Here is a 17691-nt window from a genome sequence, read left to right as displayed (position 1 = left end):
CACACTGAGCCTCATTCCGCGTTAGCGGGATGGCATATCTGCGTGCATGTCTGATGAAGCGCGCAGTGGATGATCACAGGAATCGTAAACATGAACTCCAAGTGCTATTGCACAGGCTGGTCCCTCGTGGCCGGTCTGGCGGCAAGCGTACTGGCATTGCCGAGCCTCGCTGCCGCATTGACACTCGATGAAGCGTTGCGGCTGGCCGAAAACAATGCACCGTCGCTGACCGCACAAGACGCCAGAATTCAGGCTGCCAGCAGTGCAGCTATTCCAGCCGGTGAACTACCTGACCCCAAACTGCTGCTGGGTGTGCAGAACTACCCCATTGGCGGTCCGGATCGCTGGAGCATCGACCAGGACTTCATGACCATGCAAATGGTCGGGGTCAGGCAAGAGATGCCCAACAGCGACAAGCGCAAAGCGCGCATTGAGGTCGCCGATGCGGCCGTTGATCGCGCCGCTGCGGAGCGTCGAGTCGAACGTCTGAAGGTACGCCAGTCCACGGCGTTGGCATGGATCAGTAGCTACTCGGTTGAGCGTAAAGATGCGCTGTTCCAGGACTTCTACAAAGAAAATCGCCTGCTGACCGATACCGTCCGGGCCCAGATTGCCGGCGGCCGCGCTCAACCCGCCGATGCGGTGACGCCCAAGCAAGAAGCGGCTCAACTGGCGGAGCAACAGGATGATCTGATTCTCCAGAGAGCGCAGGCCCGAGCAGCCCTCAAACGCTGGATTGGCTCAGCCGCCAACGACAAGCCTGTGGGCAGCTTGCCTGAATGGCCCGTCGATACCTCAAGCTACTCTCATAAACTGCAACACCATCCCGAGTTGGCAGCGTTTGCGCCGATGACCCGTGAAGCGCAAGCCAAGGTTCGTGAAGCCGTGTCGGAGAAGCAGTCGGACTGGAGCTGGGAACTGGATTATCAGCGCCGTGGCCGTGAGTTTGGCGATATGGTCAGCGTGCAATTTTCCTGGGACCTACCGCTGTTTCCTGACTCGCGCCAAAACCCCAAAATCGCAGCCAAACAGGCTGAACTCAGTCAGCTTGAGGCCGAGCGCGAAGCCCTGTCACGCGAGCACACTCAGCAACTAGAGAGCGAACTGGCCGACTATGAGCGCCTGAATCGTGCCGTGCGCCGAAACCAGGAAAGCCTGTTACCACTGGCCAAGGAAAAGGTCGAACTCAGCATGGCCAGTTATCGGTCCGGCAAAGGCGATTTAAACGCCGTTGTTGCCGCCCGACGTGAACTCATCGAAGCCCGCCTCAAACAGATCGACGTGGAAGAGCAGCGAGCGCTGACCAGTGCGCGTCTGTATTTTGCTTATGGGGAGTCCAGCCAATGATCCTTAAAAAATGGAACGGGGCATTGCTGGTAGGCATCTCGCTGGCATTGGGTGTTGCCGGTGGTTACTGGTTCGCTCACCAGCGCATGAGCGGAGTACCAGCTACCGCCCCAGATCAGAGCCTCAATCCACCGGATGAACGCAAGGCTCTGTATTGGTACGACCCCATGTACCCGCAGCAAAAGTTCGATAAGCCGGGAAAATCCCCCTTCATGGACATGCAACTGGTTCCCCAATACGCCAGCGGCGCAGGGGACCGTGCGACCGTCAGCATCGATCCGAGTCTGACCCAGAATCTCGGACTGCGTTTTGCGACTGTCACCCGTGGAATCTTTGATTCCAGCCTCGACGTGACAGGTGTCTTGGTGTTCAACGAACGTGATGTCGCTGTGATTCAGGCGCGCACCACTGGCTTTGTGGAGCGGGTCTATGCCCATGCTCCCGGCGATGTGCTCAAAGCCAACGCGGCGTTGGCGGATATCCTGGTGCCCGAATGGGCAGCCGCCCAGACAGAGTTCCTTGCCCTGAAGCGCAACGGTGATGCTGACCTGTTAGCTGCGGCCCGCCAGCGACTGCGGCTCACCGGGATGCCGGCAGCACTGATTGCTCAGGTAGAGCGTGGCGGTAAGGTTCAGCCGTACCTGACGCTCACCAGCCCCATTGCCGGTGTGCTGCAAGAATTGAACGTACGTGCGGGGATGACCGTGGCGACCGGCGACACCCTGGCACGCGTCAATGGCTTGAGCAGCGTCTGGCTCGCCGTGGCCGTACCAGAATCGGATGCCGGATCGATCACCGTGGGACAGGGAGTCGAAGCGCACCTGCCAGCTTTCCCAGGGACAATGCTCAACGGCAAGGTCAGCGCGATTTTGCCAGAGACCAATCCGGACAGTCGCACCCTTCGCGTGCGGGTGGAACTACCCAATCCGGACGGACGCCTCAGACCGGGTTTGACGGCGCAGGTACGCCTGAATCGTTCGACCGGGCAAAGTGTGTTGTGGGTGCCGAGCGAAGCCGTCATTCGCACGGGCCGACGTGCTCTAGTGATGCTTGCCGAAGACGCGGGCCGCTACCGTCCCGTGGAGGTGCAACTCGGGCAGGAAAGCGATGGCAAGACGGCGATAGTGAAAGGCCTGGAAGAAGGACAGAAGGTAGTTACCTCTGGCCAGTTCCTGCTCGACTCGGAGGCCAGTCTTAAGGGCATTGTTGCCCGCTCAGAGGAAGAGTCATCACCCAGCGCAGCAGCCTCCAGCTTTCATGAGGCGGATGGGCAGATCGTTGAGATCAACGATAAAGAAGTCACGCTTGCCCATGGTCCCTTCAAGACGCTGGGCATGCCTGGTATGACGATGATGTTCCCACTCGCTAGTCCGGCGCTGATGCAGGGCCTCAAAACGGGCGATAATGTTCGGATTGCGGTGAGCCAGACCGATGATGGTTTGCGTGTTGAGCGTCTGGATAAATCGGGGAGCCAGCCATGATCGCTGCCCTGATTCGTTGGTCAGTGGCCAACCGATTCCTGGTGCTACTGGCGACGCTGTTTGTCACGGCTTGGGGCATTTGGTCGGTGCAGAGCACGCCCATCGATGCGCTGCCAGATCTCTCGGATGTCCAGGTGATCATCCGCACCCCTTATCCGGGACAAGCGCCGCAGATTGTCGAGAACCAGGTGACCTATCCATTGGCCACCACCATGCTCTCGGTACCGGGAGCCAAGACTGTGCGTGGCTATTCCTTCTTCGGTGACAGCTTCGTTTACGTGCTGTTCGAAGACGGCACTGACTTGTACTGGGCTCGCTCGCGGGTGTTGGAGTATCTGAGCCAAATACAAAGTCGGTTGCCGGCCAGCGCCAAGCCGGCGTTGGGGCCGGATGCGACGGGGGTGGGCTGGATCTATCAGTACGCATTGGTGGATCGCAGTGGAGGACACGACCTGGCGCAGCTACGCGCACTTCAGGATTGGTTCCTCAAGTTCGAACTCAAGACCCTGCCCAACGTTGCGGAAGTGGCCACCGTGGGAGGCATGGTCAAGCAGTACCAGGTCCAGCTCGATCCGCTCAAACTGGCCAGCCTCGGTATCACTCAGGCTGAGGTGACCGAAGCGATCGGCAAGGCCAACCAGGAAACCGGTGGTGCCGTGCTGGAGATGGCAGAGACCGAGTTCATCGTGCGCGCTTCCGGATACTTGAAGACGCTCAATGACTTTCGGGCGATCCCGCTCAAGCTGGCTTCGGGAGGAGTGCCGGTGACCCTTGGCGATGTCGCCACGATTCAGTTGGGACCGGAAATGCGGCGTGGCATTACTGAACTCGACGGCGAAGGCGAGACCGTCGGCGGCGTGGTGATTTTGCGCAGCGGCAAGAATGCTCGCGAGACCATTGCAGCGGTCAAGACCAAACTCGACGAACTGAAAAGCAGCCTGCCGGCCGGGGTGGAAATCGTCACCACCTACGACCGCAGCAAGCTGATCGACCGCGCTATTGAAAATCTCAGCCACAAGCTAATCGAAGAGTTCATCGTCGTCGCGTTGGTGTGTGGGATCTTCCTCTGGCACCTGCGCTCATCCCTGGTGGCGATCATCTCCTTGCCTGTTGGTGTGTTGATTGCCTTCATCGTCATGCGCTACCAAGGGATCAACGCCAACATCATGTCCTTGGGCGGGATTGCCATCGCCATCGGCGCCATGGTCGATGCCGCCGTGGTGATGATCGAGAACGCCCACAAGAAGATTGAGGCATGGCACGTGGCCAACCCGGGGGAAGAACTGAAGGGTGAGCGTCATTGGCATGTAATGACCGAAGCGGCGGCAGAGGTAGGCCCTGCGCTGTTCTTCTGTTTGTTGATCATCACCCTGTCGTTCATTCCGGTGTTCACCCTGGAAGCACAAGAGGGGCGGTTATTCGGTCCATTGGCTTTCACCAAGACCTACGCCATGGCTGCAGCGGCGGGATTGTCAGTGACCTTGGTGCCAGTGCTGATGGGCTACTGGATTCGAGGACGAATTCCCAGTGAACATCAGAACCCGTTGAACCGGTGGTTGATTCGGATCTATCAGCCAGCCCTGGACGCAGTCTTGCGTCGACCAAAGATCACGCTGCTGGTGGCGCTATTGGTTTTTGTCAGTGCGCTATGGCCAATGTCTCGCTTGGGTGGCGAGTTTCTCCCCCCGTTGGACGAGGGTGACCTGCTCTATATGCCTTCAGCTTTGCCGGGACTGTCGGCGCAGAAGGCCGCGCAACTGCTGCAACAGACCGACCGCCTGATCAAGACCGTACCAGAGGTTGAACACGTCTTTGGTAAAGCCGGCCGCGCTGAAACCGCCACCGACCCGGCACCGCTGGAGATGTTCGAAACCACCATCCAATTCAAGCCGCACGAGCAATGGCGTCCAGGCATGACCCAGGAAAAGTTGGTGGAAGAACTGGATCGAGTGGTACGAGTCCCTGGGCTGACGAATATCTGGATACCGCCGATTCGTAACCGTATCGACATGCTTGCCACGGGGATCAAGAGTCCCATCGGAGTGAAAGTTGCCGGCACCAATCTATCGGAGATCGATGCCGCGACTCAGGCCGTCGAGCGAGTGGCCAAGGGCGTACCCGGCGTCAGTTCGGCTCTGGCCGAGCGACTAACGGGTGGTCGCTATATCGATGTGGATATCGACCGCAAAGCCGCCGCCCGCTACGGGCTGAATATTTCGGATGTGCAGTCCATCGTGGCCAGCGCTATCGGCGGTGAAAACGTCGGGGAGACCATTGAAGGACTTGCACGCTTCCCGATCAACGTGCGTTACCCACGGGAATGGCGTGACTCGCTCGGCGCCTTGGAGCAATTGCCGATCTACACCCCTCTTGGGAGCCAGATCACCCTCGGCACCGTGGCGAAGGTCAAGGTCACGGACGGTCCGCCGATGCTCAAGAGCGAGAACGCACGACCCTCTGGTTGGGTTTACATCGACGTGCGTGGCCGGGACATTGCCTCGGTGGTCGCTGATCTACGCCGGGTCGTCAATGAACAGGTCAAGTTGCAGCCCGGCATGAGCTTGAGTTATTCAGGGCAGTTCGAGTTTCTCGAAAGGGCTAACGCACGACTCAAACTGGTGGTGCCCGCCACGCTGCTGATCATCTTCGTGTTGCTCTATCTGACGTTCGCACGCTTTGATGAGGCGTTGTTGATCATGGCCACGTTGCCATTTGCACTGACTGGCGGGGCATGGTTCCTCTATCTGTTGGGGTTCAACCTGTCGGTCGCCACCGGAGTCGGCTTTATCGCGTTGGCCGGTGTTTCTGCCGAGTTTGGCGTGATCATGCTGCTCTACCTGAAGAACGCCTGGGCCGAACGTGAAGACCTCGGTGACAACACTGAGCGCGGGCTGGTTGCGGCCATTCGTGAAGGCGCTGTGCAGCGCGTTCGACCCAAGGCCATGACCGTGGCCGTGATCATTGCCGGCCTTTTACCCATCTTGTTGGGCAGCGGTACTGGTAGCGAAGTGATGAGCCGCATCGCCGCGCCTATGGTCGGCGGCATGATCACGGCACCCTTGCTTTCCCTGTTTGTCATTCCGGCAGCCTATCGCCTGATGCGTCGCCGGCACCTCATAGTTGAACCCATCAACCCTCAAGGAAAATTCATATGAAACTGACCCTGATTGCAGTTGCAAGCACCGTGTTTACGCTGTCTCTTTCGGCCCACGCAGAGGATATGCCGGGCATGAAAATGGACGGAATGGAGGGCATGCAGATGAAGCAGGAAACAACGCAGACTCCAGTCGCCACCGCCGACGGAACGATCAAGGCTATCGATACTACGAAGCATACGGTGACCATCTCTCACGGCGCTGTTCCAGCTGTGCAATGGCCGCCGATGACCATGGCCTTTTCCGTGACGGAAGATCAGCTGACAGGGCTGACGGCTGGAGACCGAGTGTCGTTTTCATTTCGAGTAGAGGGTGGCAGAGCGACGATTGTTTCAATAAAAAAGTGAATTAGCGGTGGTGGAAGTGACCGGCGCACTATGTCGCGCCGGTCGTTACCAGTAAATCGTCTTGTTCAGGAAACCCGGTACTTCGGGATGTTGCATCGACCGGTTGAATCCACAGCCGATAGCTGCCGCAGGCGAGTGAGTCATGCCCAGATGCATTTTTCTCAGTTTTTTGGCTCGCCTTGTTTCACCATGGCGCGCCATTCCTGGACGCTTGATCGCTCGTGCATTTTGGCATGCCATGCACGCAATGCTTCACATTCATCAGGTATAGGCAGTTTCACCAGCGAGGCGAAAATCATGCCGCCCAGTACCGCAATGTCGGCCATCTCGCGATGAGCGTACCGTCGGCCAACTCGAGGACGGGAAGTGTTCCGGAGTAGTTGATGGCTAGAAACGCTGGCTTCTTGTGCTCGCCTGTCCATAGATTGACCGGCACAAACTCGATCCGGGACAGCAGGCCTTTCTCTGCTAACGCGATTCGGACCCGCGCCGGGGAGGGCCCGTTGTACCAGTCGTAAATTTTCATAATTAGGAATTTCGACGCGTCGGAGTGTTGCTGCTGAAAAGTCATGATTTATTTACCTACCTATCAAGTGGTAGGTAGAGGCTGCGGAATACCAGGACCTGCCCGAGGAGGTGAAAAGTGAAGTGCTGGCGTTTGCAGACATCAATGTGGCATGGCTGACGAAAGTACTCTCTGATATCGGTCTGGGAAGCATTGAAGTGTGCGAGCGACGTGCCCGCGCCATTTACACCGCCGTTGCTGGCGCTCAATTGATTGCCCGAACTCGCTTCGATATCGGTTTATTCGACGAACTGGTTCAGAGCTATCAAGAGGCGGGACTCCTTCCGACATAACTGGCTTAACGCGTCATGTGGGCCGTTTCCAGCCTGACCGAAGGGGTGAAAGCAGTACGTCACGAATGGCTGCTTACAACCCTGGCTGTTTGAAAACGTTTTAGAAACAGTTCGACAGTCAGAATCGGCGATCACCGCGTCTCGCGGATGCGGCATCAGCTCGCCGAAGACCGCACAACTCCCTTGCGACGGTTGGACTTTTCCTCGAGTTGGATGGCGAAATCCATGGCCTCTCGGTAGCTGAAACGGTAGGCCCAGGTCTTGCCAGTGTATCGCTCGATGACCTGGAAGATGCCGAGCTGCATGGTCACCACCTGGAAGCGAACACCGCGGCGCGACTTCAGTCGATTAGTGCGCCGGAAGAAATCGATGCGTGCTGCATTGGAGTGGATGAGCAGGGCGCCGAGCTCATCGATGCGCTGCAGAAAGGATGGATGCATGTCTGATCCTCGAAGTGGGGAGCATGTATTCGTAAGCACTCGTGCCGCTAGCTGCTTGTCTATGGATGCAGAGGTAGTTCTGACGGATAAATGTAGTCGTAAAAAAGCCACATCGAAACCTGACTTTTCTTTTTGCGTTAAACAGACTTCTTCGCGAACCCGAGGGTTTTCTCTCACAACCCTTGCTGGGCCTGCGTGGATCGACTGCCGGGAAGGCGAAAGTCACCCTCCATCTATTCAAGGCAGATTCCAGGCGTTGCGGGCAAGCTATCGAGAAATGCGGCAATCTGCCGGGTACCGCGCAAGTGCACCGTAGAAATTTTCGGGCCTATGGCCAGGCGCACCGCCTCGATACCTGGGCGATAGCCACGATCGAAATTCAACACGAAGTTCAGAAAGGTCAGGAATGCCCGGTCGAGCTTCTCTGTACAGCCAGCTGCAAGGTCAGGGCGAGGGCGGTTCATTACGCTGCGCATGATCACCCGGGTGAAACAGGTGAGCCGCGACGTATCGAGCCAGATGATCAGGTCGGTACGGGGCAGGCGCAGGTCGAAGGTTCGCCGCGCATAGTTGCCTTCACAAATCCAGGCATCCGGTGCGATCGCTTCGCGGACCCGTGCGCGGAACTGCTCAGCGTCGGGTTCGACCCAGCCGGGCTCCCAGAACAGTGTGTCCAGGTGCACCACGGGCAGGCTCAGGCGCTTGCCGAGCGCACGGGCGAGGGTGGATTTGCCGCTACCGGCATTGCCCAGAATTACAATCCGTTGCTGCATGAGGACTTCCTGTCGCGAAAAAAGCCGGCAATTGTGCAGGTTCTGGAGGGCCAGTTAAAGGCCCAAGCAGATCACCCGATACAACGGTGGGGCCTGGGGCTGGTATTTGAGCTGAAGCACCGACCGTCTATTTCAGGTACCACCCCCACGGCTGGTCGCTGACGTACTCGGTCACTTGCTTGACCTCCAGGTAATTGTGCAAACCCCACTGGCCGAGTTCCCGGCCAATACCGCTGTGTTTCATGCCGCCCCACGGTGCCTCGACGAAGGTTGGTTGCGAGCAGTTAACCCAGATAATCCCGGCGCGCAGTTGGTTGGCGACGCGGGCGGTACGTTGCAAATCAGCACTCATCACGGCGGCGGCGAGGCCGAAGCGGCTGGCGTTGGCCATTTGCAAGGCTTGCTCTTCGGTCTTGAAGCGCTTGATGCACAGCACCGGACCGAACACCTCTTCGCGCCAGAGGATGCTGCTGTGTCCGGGCTCGTCGAAGATGGCCGGTTCGATGAAATAACCCTCTGGCAGATACGCCGGCTGCCGACCTCCGGTGAGCAGGCGTGCGCCGCTGGCCAGTCCCTGATCGATAAAGCCGAGGACCTTGTCGTGTTGACCTCGGCTGACCAAAGGGCCCAACAACACGCCGGGTTCCAGCCCTGGGCCGATGGTGATCTTGCGGGTTTCCTCAACCAGTCGCTCGATCAACCGCGAGGCGATGTTTTCCTGTACCAGCAAGCGTGAAGTGGCGCTGCACACCTGGCCCTGGTTCCAGAAAATCCCGAACAGAATCCACTCCACCGCCGCTTCGACATCGGCATCGTCGAACACAATGAACGCAGACTTTCCGCCCAGCTCCAGGCTGATGTTCTTGATGTCGCGAGCGGCCGCCGACATGATTTTTGCCCCGGTGGGCACGCTGCCGGTGAAGGCCAGTTTGTCCACGCCAGGGTGTTCGGTGAGCGGGCCGCCGGCGTCGGCTCCAAGACCGGTCACGACGTTCAGGACCCCGGCCGGCAAACCGATGCGGTCGGCGGCCGCGGCCAGTTCCAGCGCCGTGAGTGGCGTCAGCTCGGACGGCTTCAACACCAGCGTCGCCCCGGCAGCCAGCGCCGGTGCGACTTTCCACGCGGCCATCAATAGCGGGTAGTTCCAGGGGATGATCTGCCCGGCAACGCCGATCGGTTCATGGCGGATGCGACAGCGAAAACGCTCGTCCGGCAGCGCCAGCGGTTGGTCCTGCTGTTGATCCAGTTCCCGGGCCAACCCGGCGTAGTAACGAAAGCAACCGATCGCATCGCCGACGTCCCACTGCGCTTCGGGCAACGGTTTGCCGTTGTCGCGCACTTCCAGTTCAGCCAACGCCTGTTGACCACTGTCCAGTTCATCAGCCAACGCTTCCAGCCACTGCGCGCGCTCGGCGCCAGTGGTTTGGCTCCAGCCGTTATCGAACGCTCGCCTGGCGGCGCGCACCGCATGATCGACATCCTCTTCGGTGCCCGCGGCTATCCGATGGAAAGCCTCTCCGGTGGCCGGGTCGATGACGTCCAGGTAACCGCCCAGATCCGGGCTGACCCACTCGCCGTTGATGTAAAGCTGATCACGCATGGTGAGACTCCTGGACGCCGGTGCGGCGGTTTTGCAGGTGACGGGAAGTGAACAGCAGCGCCAGCGACGCGCAGATGATGACGGTCGAAACCGCGTTGATCTCCGGGGTCACGCCGCGGCGGATGGATGAAAAGATGTAGATCGGCAAGGTTGTTTCGGAGCCGGCGACGAAGAACGCGATGATGAAGTCGTCGAAGCTGAAGGTGAACGCCAGCAGAAACCCGGCCATGATCGCCGGACTGATCTGCGGCAGGGTGACCCGCCAGAACGTTTGCATTGGGGGTGCGTAGAGGTCGGCCGAGGCTTCCAGCAAGGCCTTGTCCAGTGAGTCGACGCGGCTGCGCACGATCACCATGACCAACGCCATGGTGAACAGCGAGTGCGCGGCGATCACGGTAAAGAAGCCCATGTTCAACCGTGGAACGCTCGGTATCCAGCTCGCCAGCAACGGGTTGATCAGGTCGAACAGGCTAATGAACGCAATCAGCGTCGAGATGCCGATGACGATCCCGGGCACGATGATTGCGCAATAGGTCAGCGCATCGAACAGCAACCGCACTTTGGCGCCGGCACGTTGTAAACCGAACACCGCGAGCGTGCCGAACAGCGTGGCAATCACCGCTGAAGTGAAGGCAATGAACGCGCTATTGCCCAGCGCCTCCATGATGAACGGGTTACCAAACGCGCGACCAAACCACTGCACCGAGCAGCATTCGAACGCCAGGCCACTGCGCCCGGCGTTGAAGCTGAACAGCACGATCAACGCGATCGGTGCGTAGAGAAACAGGTACAGCGAAGTCGAATAGCTGCGCAGCCACATGTCACAACCCTCCGTCAGCAGGGCGGCCGCCATAGCGCGCCACCAGTTTCAAATACACGCCGATGATCAGCAGCATCATCGCCACCAAGGTCATCGCCAGCGCGCTGCCGAAGGGCCAGTTGCGCGATTGCAGAAACAGGTCGACCAGTGCGTTGCCGACGAAGAACACTTTGCCGCCACCGAGAATGGCCGGGATCAGGAACTCGCCCATCAACAGGATGAACACCAGCATCACCCCGGTGATGATCCCGGGTGCGGAGAGTGGCAGGGTGATCCGCCGCAAGCTTTCGAAAGCGCTGGCACCCAGGTCCGCCGAGGCTTCGAGCAGACGCTTGTCGAGTTTTTCCAGGCTGACGTAAATCGGAAACACCATCAGCGGCAAGTAGCCGTAAACGATGCCGATCAGCACCGCCCACGGCGTATTGATCAGCCGCACGTCTTCAAGGCCAAGGCTGGCGAGCAAGGCCGGAATGCCTTTGCCGCTGAGGATGAAAATCCAGGCGTAAGTGCGGATCAGGAAACTGGTCCAGAACGGCACAATCACCAGCGTCAGCAACAGTGAGCGGTTCTTGCTGACCTTGACCGCCAGAAAATACGCCAGCGGGTAAGCCGCCACCAGGCACACCAGCGTGCCCAGCGGCGCCAACATCAGCGTGTTACTGAACGCCGCGCCACGGGAACCGAGGTTCAGGTAGTTGGCCAGCGTGAAGCCACCGGCGTAACCGCCCACGGCACTGCGCTCGCCGAAACTGAAGACCAGGATGATCACCAGCGGCATCAACAACAGCAGCAGGAACCACAAGGTCGAGGGCAAGAGCATCAGCAGGGTGATCCGCCGGCCGAGGCTGCGCCGTTGTCGAACCTCGACCGACAGGGCATTGCCCGGCTGCACCGTTTGCGGGTGGGTGGTGGCGTTCATGGGGGACTCCTCATTGGCCATGGCCAGGCGATCAGGCGGACTTGAAACGAGCCATCAGTTCGGCGCGCGCCGGGCTGGTGAGCGTCGCCGCGGCACCGAACTCCAGAGGACTGAGCGCTTCTGCGGCCGGGTACATGATCGGATCGTCGAGCATGGCGGTGGGCAGCAACGCATCGACGCGTTTGTCGCCGCTCGGGTAGCCGTGGCTTAACACTTCGAGCTTGTTGTGCTGCGGATCGAGCAAGTAGTTGATGAAGGCGTAGGCCGCGTCCTTGTGCTCCGAGCTTTTGGGAATCGCAAAGAAGTCACTCCACAGTTCGCCGCCTTCCTTGCCCAGTTCGAACTGCATCTGCGCGTTGTCGCGGTGCAACTGAGAGGCATCGCCGGTCCAGGACATCGCCAGCCAGGCATCGCCGCTGCGCATTGACGGCTGGATGTCGGAGTTGATGGCGAACAGGTGCGGCTTGACCTCAATCAGCAGTTTTTCGGCATCGGCCAGTTCTTTCGGGTCCAGGGAGTTGAAGCTATAGCCGAAGCTTTTCAGCGCGTTGCCGATGGCGGTCAGTTGGTAGTCGTGAACCATCGTCCGGCCGCTGGCGGGGCCTTGAGCGGCAACCCAGAATTCTTTCCAGCTGGAGGGGCCGTTCTTCAGTTTGCCGGTGTCGTAGAGCATGCCGGTAGTGCCCCAGTTTTTCGGCACCGCATACACCTTGCCGTCCACCGTTCCTTGGGCCATGAACTTTTGCTGGAAAGCCGACGCCTCAAAGTTGGGAATGCGCGACAGGTCCAATGGTTCGATCAGGCCCAGGCCAACGTAAGTGCTAATGGTGTAGTTGGTCGGCACCAGTACGTCCCAGCCACTGCCACCGGCCTGCAATTTGGCAAGCATCTCTTCGTTGGAACCGAACACGCTCATCGAAACGCGCGCACCGGTGGTTTTGGCGAAGGTGTCGAGGTTTTCCTGGCTGTGGTAATTCGGCCAAGTCGCCAGCGACAGGCGATCGCCCAGTTTGGCCTGCTCGGCGGCCTCGGCGGTGGAGGTCAGCAGGCCGGGCATGTTGGTTGCGACCACCGCTGCGGCGATTCCCAGGCCTGTGCGGCCAAGGAACTCGCGGCGGCTGATCGAGCCGTTCTGCCAGCTACGCAGGGTTTTGATAAACGTCTTCCGGTCCATAGCACGCTCCACATTCGGTTGATGAAACGAATCGATGATTTACAACGCCATGGCCAGGCCATTGGCGTGATCCCAGCCGACGCTCACTGCAGCGCCGTGTTCGAATGCATTGGCGCCGTGATCCTGCTGGCGCGGCACACGCACGCAAACCACGCCAAAGGCTTGGGTGCGCACGCGATATTCGGTGGAGTTGCCGAGGTAGATGCGGTCTTCCACGTGGCCTTGCAGCTTCACTTCGCGGGTCATGTCGGCGTTGGCGCTGGCGATGCTGATCAGCTCCGGGCGCACCGCGATGCAACCGGCGACGTCTGCGCTTAAGGCTTTGCCGGTGGGCGTCAGGGGGCTGGTCAGCTCCAGACCTTGCTCGGTGCGCAGCACGACTGAATCGCCCTGCATTTGACGAACCGTGCCGTTGAACAGATTGGATTCGCCGATAAAGTCGGCCACGTAACGGCTGGCCGGCGCTTCATACAGTTGTTCCGGGGTGGCGGTCTGGATGATCGAACCGTTGTGCATCACGCTGATGCTGTCACTCATCGACAAGGCTTCTTCCTGATCGTGGGTGACCAGCACAAAGGTGATGCCGACTTCGCGTTGCAGGCGCAGCAATTCGGATTGCATTTCCTTGCGCAGCTTGCGGTCCAGCGCCGCCAGCGGCTCGTCCAGCAGCAACACGGTCGGCTTGTTGACCAGGGCCCTGGCCAGGGCTACACGCTGCTGTTGGCCGCCGGAAAGTTCACTCGGCTTGCGTTGGCCGAAGCCGCTCAGGCGCACCATTTCCAACGCTTCATCAGCCATGCGCAGTTGGGTTTTTTTGTCGGGTCGCGGGGTGCGATATCGCAGCCCATAGGCGATGTTCTGCGCCACTGTCAGGTGCGGGAAGAGGGCGTAATGCTGGAACACCATGTTCACCGGCCGCTCAAACGCCGGCACTCCGGCAACGTTCTTGCCCGACAGGCGCACTTCGCCGCTACTGGGCTGTTCGAATCCGGCGATCATGCGCAGGGTGGTGGTTTTGCCGCAGCCGGAACCGCCGAGGAAGGAATGGAATGAGCCGCGGCGCACCGCGAAGTTCAGGCCATTGACGGCTGACACCTCGCCATAGCGTTTGACCACGTTGCAGAATTCGATATCGCTTGGCGAAGTGTCGTTCACGCTGTTGTTCACGAGGCGGGCTCCCTTGCAGTGATGAATCAGTGCGTTGGGGGCCAAACTAGCAATCGGGGTTTTGCGCTGTATATATCCCTTGGGGGATAGAGTCGGTTTCAGGTGTCAGGCTTCGACGACCAGTTCCTGGCCGGTAAGGTCGCGGATAAACAGCCCGAGCAATTCGGACTGGCTGCCGATGCCGAGCTTGGCGTAGATGTTCTTGCGGTGAATCTTCACCGTGCCAGGACTGATGTTCAGTTGTTCGGCGACCGAGGCGCTGGAGTGACCGCGTAGCAGCAACTGCACGATCTCTTGTTCGCGGCCGGTGAGGATGTGCGCGCCGAACTGATCGAAGGCTTCGCGGATCTTGAAGTCCAGATCCTGCGCCGGGCGTGGTTGCTGGGCTTGACGCAAACGCCAGGCTTCATTGATGACCTGTTCAACCACGGCCTGCGCGCACTCGATCAACTGCATCTCGTCACGACCAAAAGCACAGCTGGCGGTGGATCGCATCAACGACAGAACGGCCATGGCGCCGCCACCGAGGTCGACGAAAAACGCCACTTCTTCAGCCAGCCCGGTTTGCTGGTAATACGTCAGGTAATACTCGCCGAGGTAGAAGTGGTCGGGTGCGAACTGTCGCAAACGCCACAGTCCAGGCGCTTGCCCGCGAGTGCATGCCAGGTAGAACGGATCAAGCAAATAGGGCCCGCACTGATAGTCATCGACATACACCGAACGCTTGTCGGCTGCGAAGGTGTCGAACAGCGCCAACGGCCGATGATTGCCTTCGTAGACGAACAGAACGAAGTGATCGACCGGGCATACTTGCCGCAACCAGTGACTTAAGCCTGCTAACCGCGCATGCCCGGGAGGAAGGTCCAGTAAATGGGCAACACCGGTAGTCCAGAGTTTCAGTTCCTTGGGGCGCATGGCGGCTTCAAGCAGGATTGGATTGCATTTAGATGCACAATTTACGCCATGGCTGTTTTGGCCTTATAGGGCGGGGCGCGTGATGTCGAGTCGTTGAAACGACGCCCCGTAACGGGGCCGGATGTTACCGAGCGCTACAGGGTTAGTATCAAAAGTGATGGGGTCGGCCGCCCATGGGCCAGGCGTTCAATTCTCGGCGGATCGGCCTCGGCATCGCCCATTCGGACTAGGCAGCCCTGACGATTCTCTCGTGTTCCCCTGGCACCAAACTCGAAGGCCAGAGGGGTGTCGCTTCATGCGTGCCCCGCCTAACGAGCAGAAGGCGCCGCGATGGAGTTTGCATTCAGCGACGAACAGGAAATGATCCGCGCATCGGCCGAGGGCTTTCTCGCCGATGTCTCGGATTCTGCCGCCGTGCGAGCGGCGATGGTCAGCGAGCGAGGTTTTGACGAGGCGCTCTGGCAGCGCCTGTGCCGCGAAATGTACTGGCCGGCAATTCATATTCCCGAAGCGTACGGCGGCCTGGGACTGGGCTTTGTCGAACTGTCGATTTTGCTGGAACAGATGGGCCGACGCTTGCTGTGTTCGCCGTTCTTCGCCACCACCTGCATGGCCACACCCGCGCTGTTGCTGGCCGCCAACGAACAACAAAAACAACGCTGGCTGCCGTTGATCGCCGACGGCAGCCTCACCGCAACGCTGGCCTTCAGCAGCGCCAACGGCTGGGCGGCCAAGGATGTTCAGGCCACGGTGGTGACAGAGGGCGAGGGCTTTGTGCTTGATGGAACCCTCAATCATGTGCTCGACGGGCACAGCGCTGACCTCTTGATCATCGCCGCACGGGTTCCCGGGTCGACCGGCGAGGCGGGCATCAGCCTGTTCGCCGTGGACACGGAGCGGGCAGGGATCGAGCGTCAAATGTTACCGACCATGGACCAGACCCGTCGTCAGGCTCGGATTCAGCTCAAGGGGCTGTACCTCAGCGCTGACTGCCTGCTCGGTGAGTTCGGCGCGGGCTGGCCGCATCTGCAGCGGGTCCTGCAACTGGCTTGCATCGGCCTGGCTGCCGAACAGACCGGTGGCGCGCAGCAGGTGCTCGACCTGAGCGTTGCCTATATGCAGGAACGCCAGCAGTTCGGTCGACCCATCGCCAGTTTCCAGGCGCTCAAACACCGCGCCGCCGACATGATGCTGCAGGTCGAATGTGCACGTTCGGCCAGTTATTACGCGGCCTGCGTGGCCCAGGAAGTCCTCGATCCTGAAGGCGACCCGCAGGTGGCCGCCGAGCTACCGCTGGCGGCGGCGCTGGCCAAGGCGCACTGCTCTGAAACGTATTTCCACTGTGCATCCGAGTCGATCCAGTTGCATGGCGGCGTTGGTTTTACCTGGGAATACGACCCGCACCTCTACTTCAAACGCGCTCGCGCCAGCGAAAGCTTTCTCGGCGCACCTGCCTGGCATCGAGAGCGCATTGCCGTGGCGATTCTTGGGGAGCAACCATGAAAATCAGTTTCAGCGAACAGGACGAGCGCTTCCGTCAGGAAGTAGCCGACTGGTTGAGCGTGAACCTGTGCGGTGAATTCGAGCCCCTGCGTTTTCGCGGCGGCCCGGGTGACGAACATATGTTTCCCGAAGAGCGCAAAGCCTGGGAACGCAAACTGGCAGAAGGCGGCTGGACGTGTGTGGGCTGGGCGCCGGAGCACGGTGGGCGTGGTCTGTCGATCAGCCAGCAAGTGATTTTCCACGAAGAGTACGCCCGCGCTGGCGGCCCGGGACGCATGGGGCATATCGGCGAAGGGCTGGCCGGACCGACCATTGCCGCGTTCGGCACTGCCGAGCAGCAACAGCGCTTTCTGCCGGGCATCGTCAACGGCACGTCCTTCTGGTGCCAGGGCTATTCCGAACCGGGTGCCGGGTCCGACCTGGCCAACGTCAAGACCCGCGCGGTGCTTGATGAAGCCAGCGGCACCTGGGTGATCAACGGACAAAAAGTCTGGACCTCCCTGGCCCATGAGTCGGACTGGTGTTTTGTGATCGCCCGCACTGAACCGGGCAGCGTTGGCCATCGCGGCTTGTCCTTCTTGCTAGTGCCCATGGCCCAGACGGAGATTACCGTGCGGCCGATCGAGCAGCTCACAGGCACCTGCGAGTTCAACGAAGTGTTCTTCGATGATGCCTGCACCGACGCCGCCAATATCATCGGCGCGCCGGGCGAGGGCTGGAAGATCGCCATGGCGTTGCTCGGTTTCGAGCGTGGGGTATCGACCCTCGGCCAGCAGATGCAATTTCACAATGAACTGAACGAAATCATCGCCATCGCCCGGGCCAATGGCGCCGCGCGCGACCCGATCCTGCGCCAGCGCCTGGCCGAGGCCTGGAGCGGGCTGCGGATCATGCGCTACAACTCGCTGCGCATGCTGTCCGGGGCGCAGGACGGTTCGCTGCGCAAGGAGGCGACCATCTACAAACTGTTCTGGTCCACCTGGCACGCCAGCCTCGGCAAGCTGGCGATGGACGTCCTCGGTGCCGAGGCCGAAGTGCTGGAGGCCGCGCCTTACCAACTCACCCGTTTGCAATCGCTGTACCTGTTCAGTCGCGCCGACACCCTCTACGGCGGCAGCAACGAGATCCAGCGCAACATCATCGCCGAGCGCGCCCTGGGAATGCCCAAAGAACCGCGCCCGCGCACCTGACC

The 17691-nt window shown here is 60.0% G+C and carries 14 protein-coding genes and 2 pseudogenes; 7 read left to right on the top strand and 9 right to left on the bottom strand.

Features of this window, described 5'->3' with window-relative positions; genetic code table 11:
- Nucleotides 1-90 precede the first annotated feature (90 nt).
- The 4 genes from ACIQU2_RS23940 to ACIQU2_RS23925 are packed head-to-tail and all read left to right on the top strand — an operon-like array spanning nucleotide 91 to nucleotide 6330.
- Complete coding sequence (locus ACIQU2_RS23940; RefSeq protein WP_403144352.1) at nucleotides 91-1347, top strand: TolC family protein; 1257 nt, start codon at nucleotides 91-93, stop codon at nucleotides 1345-1347.
- The gene (locus tag ACIQU2_RS23935) at nucleotides 1344-2828 is read left to right on the top strand and encodes an efflux RND transporter periplasmic adaptor subunit (RefSeq protein WP_403144351.1); all 1485 of its coding nucleotides are present in this window, start codon (nucleotides 1344-1346) and stop codon (nucleotides 2826-2828) included. Before ACIQU2_RS23940 ends, ACIQU2_RS23935 begins: the two co-directional genes overlap by 4 nt.
- A complete protein-coding gene (locus ACIQU2_RS23930) occupies nucleotides 2825-5983 on the top strand; it encodes an efflux RND transporter permease subunit (protein WP_403144350.1) in 3159 nt (1052 codons plus the stop codon). Before ACIQU2_RS23935 ends, ACIQU2_RS23930 begins: the two co-directional genes overlap by 4 nt.
- Entirely contained in the window at nucleotides 5980-6330 is a 351-nt protein-coding gene (locus ACIQU2_RS23925; protein WP_347805016.1) for a copper-binding protein, read from the top strand. The genes ACIQU2_RS23930 and ACIQU2_RS23925 overlap by 4 nt, the downstream gene beginning before the upstream one ends.
- A 161-nt stretch (nucleotides 6331-6491) precedes the next feature.
- Here ACIQU2_RS23925 and ACIQU2_RS23920 read toward each other — a convergent pair.
- Nucleotides 6492-6901, bottom strand: a pseudogene (locus ACIQU2_RS23920) (glutathione S-transferase).
- 35 nt (nucleotides 6902-6936) lie between these two features.
- Between ACIQU2_RS23920 and ACIQU2_RS23915 the strand changes: the two are divergent.
- Nucleotides 6937-7188: pseudogene (locus ACIQU2_RS23915) on the top strand (TetR/AcrR family transcriptional regulator); the annotation flags it as partial.
- A 155-nt stretch (nucleotides 7189-7343) separates the two neighbouring features.
- Here the strand turns inward: ACIQU2_RS23915 and ACIQU2_RS23910 are convergent.
- From ACIQU2_RS23910 to ACIQU2_RS23875, 8 genes are all read right to left on the bottom strand, one after another.
- Complete coding sequence (locus ACIQU2_RS23910; protein ID WP_403144348.1) at nucleotides 7344-7628, bottom strand: hypothetical protein; 285 nt, start codon at nucleotides 7626-7628, stop codon at nucleotides 7344-7346.
- Between the two features lie 233 nt (nucleotides 7629-7861).
- Nucleotides 7862-8401: an AAA family ATPase gene (locus tag ACIQU2_RS23905; protein WP_403144347.1), complete on the bottom strand. Its 540-nt coding sequence runs from the start codon at nucleotides 8399-8401 to the stop codon at nucleotides 7862-7864.
- A 127-nt stretch (nucleotides 8402-8528) separates the two neighbouring features.
- A complete protein-coding gene (locus ACIQU2_RS23900; protein ID WP_403144346.1) occupies nucleotides 8529-10001 on the bottom strand; it encodes an aldehyde dehydrogenase family protein in 1473 nt (490 codons plus the stop codon).
- Nucleotides 9994-10821, bottom strand: coding sequence for an ABC transporter permease (locus tag ACIQU2_RS23895; protein ID WP_403144345.1), 828 nt, complete (start codon nucleotides 10819-10821; stop codon nucleotides 9994-9996). The genes ACIQU2_RS23900 and ACIQU2_RS23895 overlap by 8 nt, the downstream gene beginning before the upstream one ends.
- A gap of 1 nt (nucleotide 10822) precedes the next feature.
- The gene (locus ACIQU2_RS23890) at nucleotides 10823-11740 is read right to left on the bottom strand and encodes an ABC transporter permease (RefSeq protein ID WP_403144343.1); all 918 of its coding nucleotides are present in this window, start codon (nucleotides 11738-11740) and stop codon (nucleotides 10823-10825) included.
- Between the two features lie 31 nt (nucleotides 11741-11771).
- Nucleotides 11772-12914, bottom strand: a complete 1143-nt coding sequence (locus ACIQU2_RS23885; protein WP_347804362.1) for a spermidine/putrescine ABC transporter substrate-binding protein — start codon at nucleotides 12912-12914, stop codon at nucleotides 11772-11774.
- Nucleotides 12915-12953: 39 nt separating this feature from the next.
- Entirely contained in the window at nucleotides 12954-14081 is a 1128-nt protein-coding gene (locus tag ACIQU2_RS23880) for an ABC transporter ATP-binding protein (RefSeq protein ID WP_403144341.1), read from the bottom strand.
- A gap of 105 nt (nucleotides 14082-14186) precedes the next feature.
- On the bottom strand, nucleotides 14187-14996 hold the full coding sequence (locus tag ACIQU2_RS23875) for a response regulator transcription factor (RefSeq protein WP_403144339.1): 810 nt from the start codon (nucleotides 14994-14996) through the stop codon (nucleotides 14187-14189).
- A 330-nt stretch (nucleotides 14997-15326) separates the two neighbouring features.
- On the opposite strand from ACIQU2_RS23875, the gene ACIQU2_RS23870 reads away from it, so the two are divergent.
- Both ACIQU2_RS23870 and ACIQU2_RS23865 read left to right on the top strand, forming a co-directional pair.
- A complete protein-coding gene (locus ACIQU2_RS23870) occupies nucleotides 15327-16499 on the top strand; it encodes an acyl-CoA dehydrogenase family protein (protein WP_403144337.1) in 1173 nt (390 codons plus the stop codon).
- Nucleotides 16496-17689: an acyl-CoA dehydrogenase family protein gene (locus tag ACIQU2_RS23865; RefSeq protein ID WP_403144336.1), complete on the top strand. Its 1194-nt coding sequence runs from the start codon at nucleotides 16496-16498 to the stop codon at nucleotides 17687-17689. Before ACIQU2_RS23870 ends, ACIQU2_RS23865 begins: the two co-directional genes overlap by 4 nt.
- The last annotated feature ends 2 nt before the right edge of the window (nucleotides 17690-17691 follow it).

It is taken from the genome of Pseudomonas sp. NPDC098740, from assembly GCF_044760065.1.
Lineage (GTDB): Bacteria > Pseudomonadota > Gammaproteobacteria > Pseudomonadales > Pseudomonadaceae > Aquipseudomonas > Aquipseudomonas rossensis.
The sequence above is the reverse complement of the archived record's forward strand: the minus strand, read 5'-3'. Positions and strand labels throughout refer to the sequence as shown.

Coding starts and splice junctions, on each gene's coding strand:
- ACIQU2_RS23940 (WP_403144352.1), top strand. CDS start 91: ATGAACTCCAAGTGCTATTGCACAGGCTGGTCCCTCGTGGCCGGTCTG.
- ACIQU2_RS23935 (WP_403144351.1), top strand. CDS start 1,344: ATGATCCTTAAAAAATGGAACGGGGCATTGCTGGTAGGCATCTCGCTG.
- ACIQU2_RS23930 (WP_403144350.1), top strand. CDS start 2,825: ATGATCGCTGCCCTGATTCGTTGGTCAGTGGCCAACCGATTCCTGGTG.
- ACIQU2_RS23925 (WP_347805016.1), top strand. CDS start 5,980: ATGAAACTGACCCTGATTGCAGTTGCAAGCACCGTGTTTACGCTGTCT.
- ACIQU2_RS23910 (WP_403144348.1), bottom strand. CDS start 7,628: ATGCATCCATCCTTTCTGCAGCGCATCGATGAGCTCGGCGCCCTGCTC.
- ACIQU2_RS23905 (WP_403144347.1), bottom strand. CDS start 8,401: ATGCAGCAACGGATTGTAATTCTGGGCAATGCCGGTAGCGGCAAATCC.
- ACIQU2_RS23900 (WP_403144346.1), bottom strand. CDS start 10,001: ATGCGTGATCAGCTTTACATCAACGGCGAGTGGGTCAGCCCGGATCTG.
- ACIQU2_RS23895 (WP_403144345.1), bottom strand. CDS start 10,821: ATGTGGCTGCGCAGCTATTCGACTTCGCTGTACCTGTTTCTCTACGCA.
- ACIQU2_RS23890 (WP_403144343.1), bottom strand. CDS start 11,740: ATGAACGCCACCACCCACCCGCAAACGGTGCAGCCGGGCAATGCCCTG.
- ACIQU2_RS23885 (WP_347804362.1), bottom strand. CDS start 12,914: ATGGACCGGAAGACGTTTATCAAAACCCTGCGTAGCTGGCAGAACGGC.
- ACIQU2_RS23875 (WP_403144339.1), bottom strand. CDS start 14,996: ATGCGCCCCAAGGAACTGAAACTCTGGACTACCGGTGTTGCCCATTTA.
- ACIQU2_RS23870 (WP_403144337.1), top strand. CDS start 15,327: ATGGAGTTTGCATTCAGCGACGAACAGGAAATGATCCGCGCATCGGCC.
- ACIQU2_RS23865 (WP_403144336.1), top strand. CDS start 16,496: ATGAAAATCAGTTTCAGCGAACAGGACGAGCGCTTCCGTCAGGAAGTA.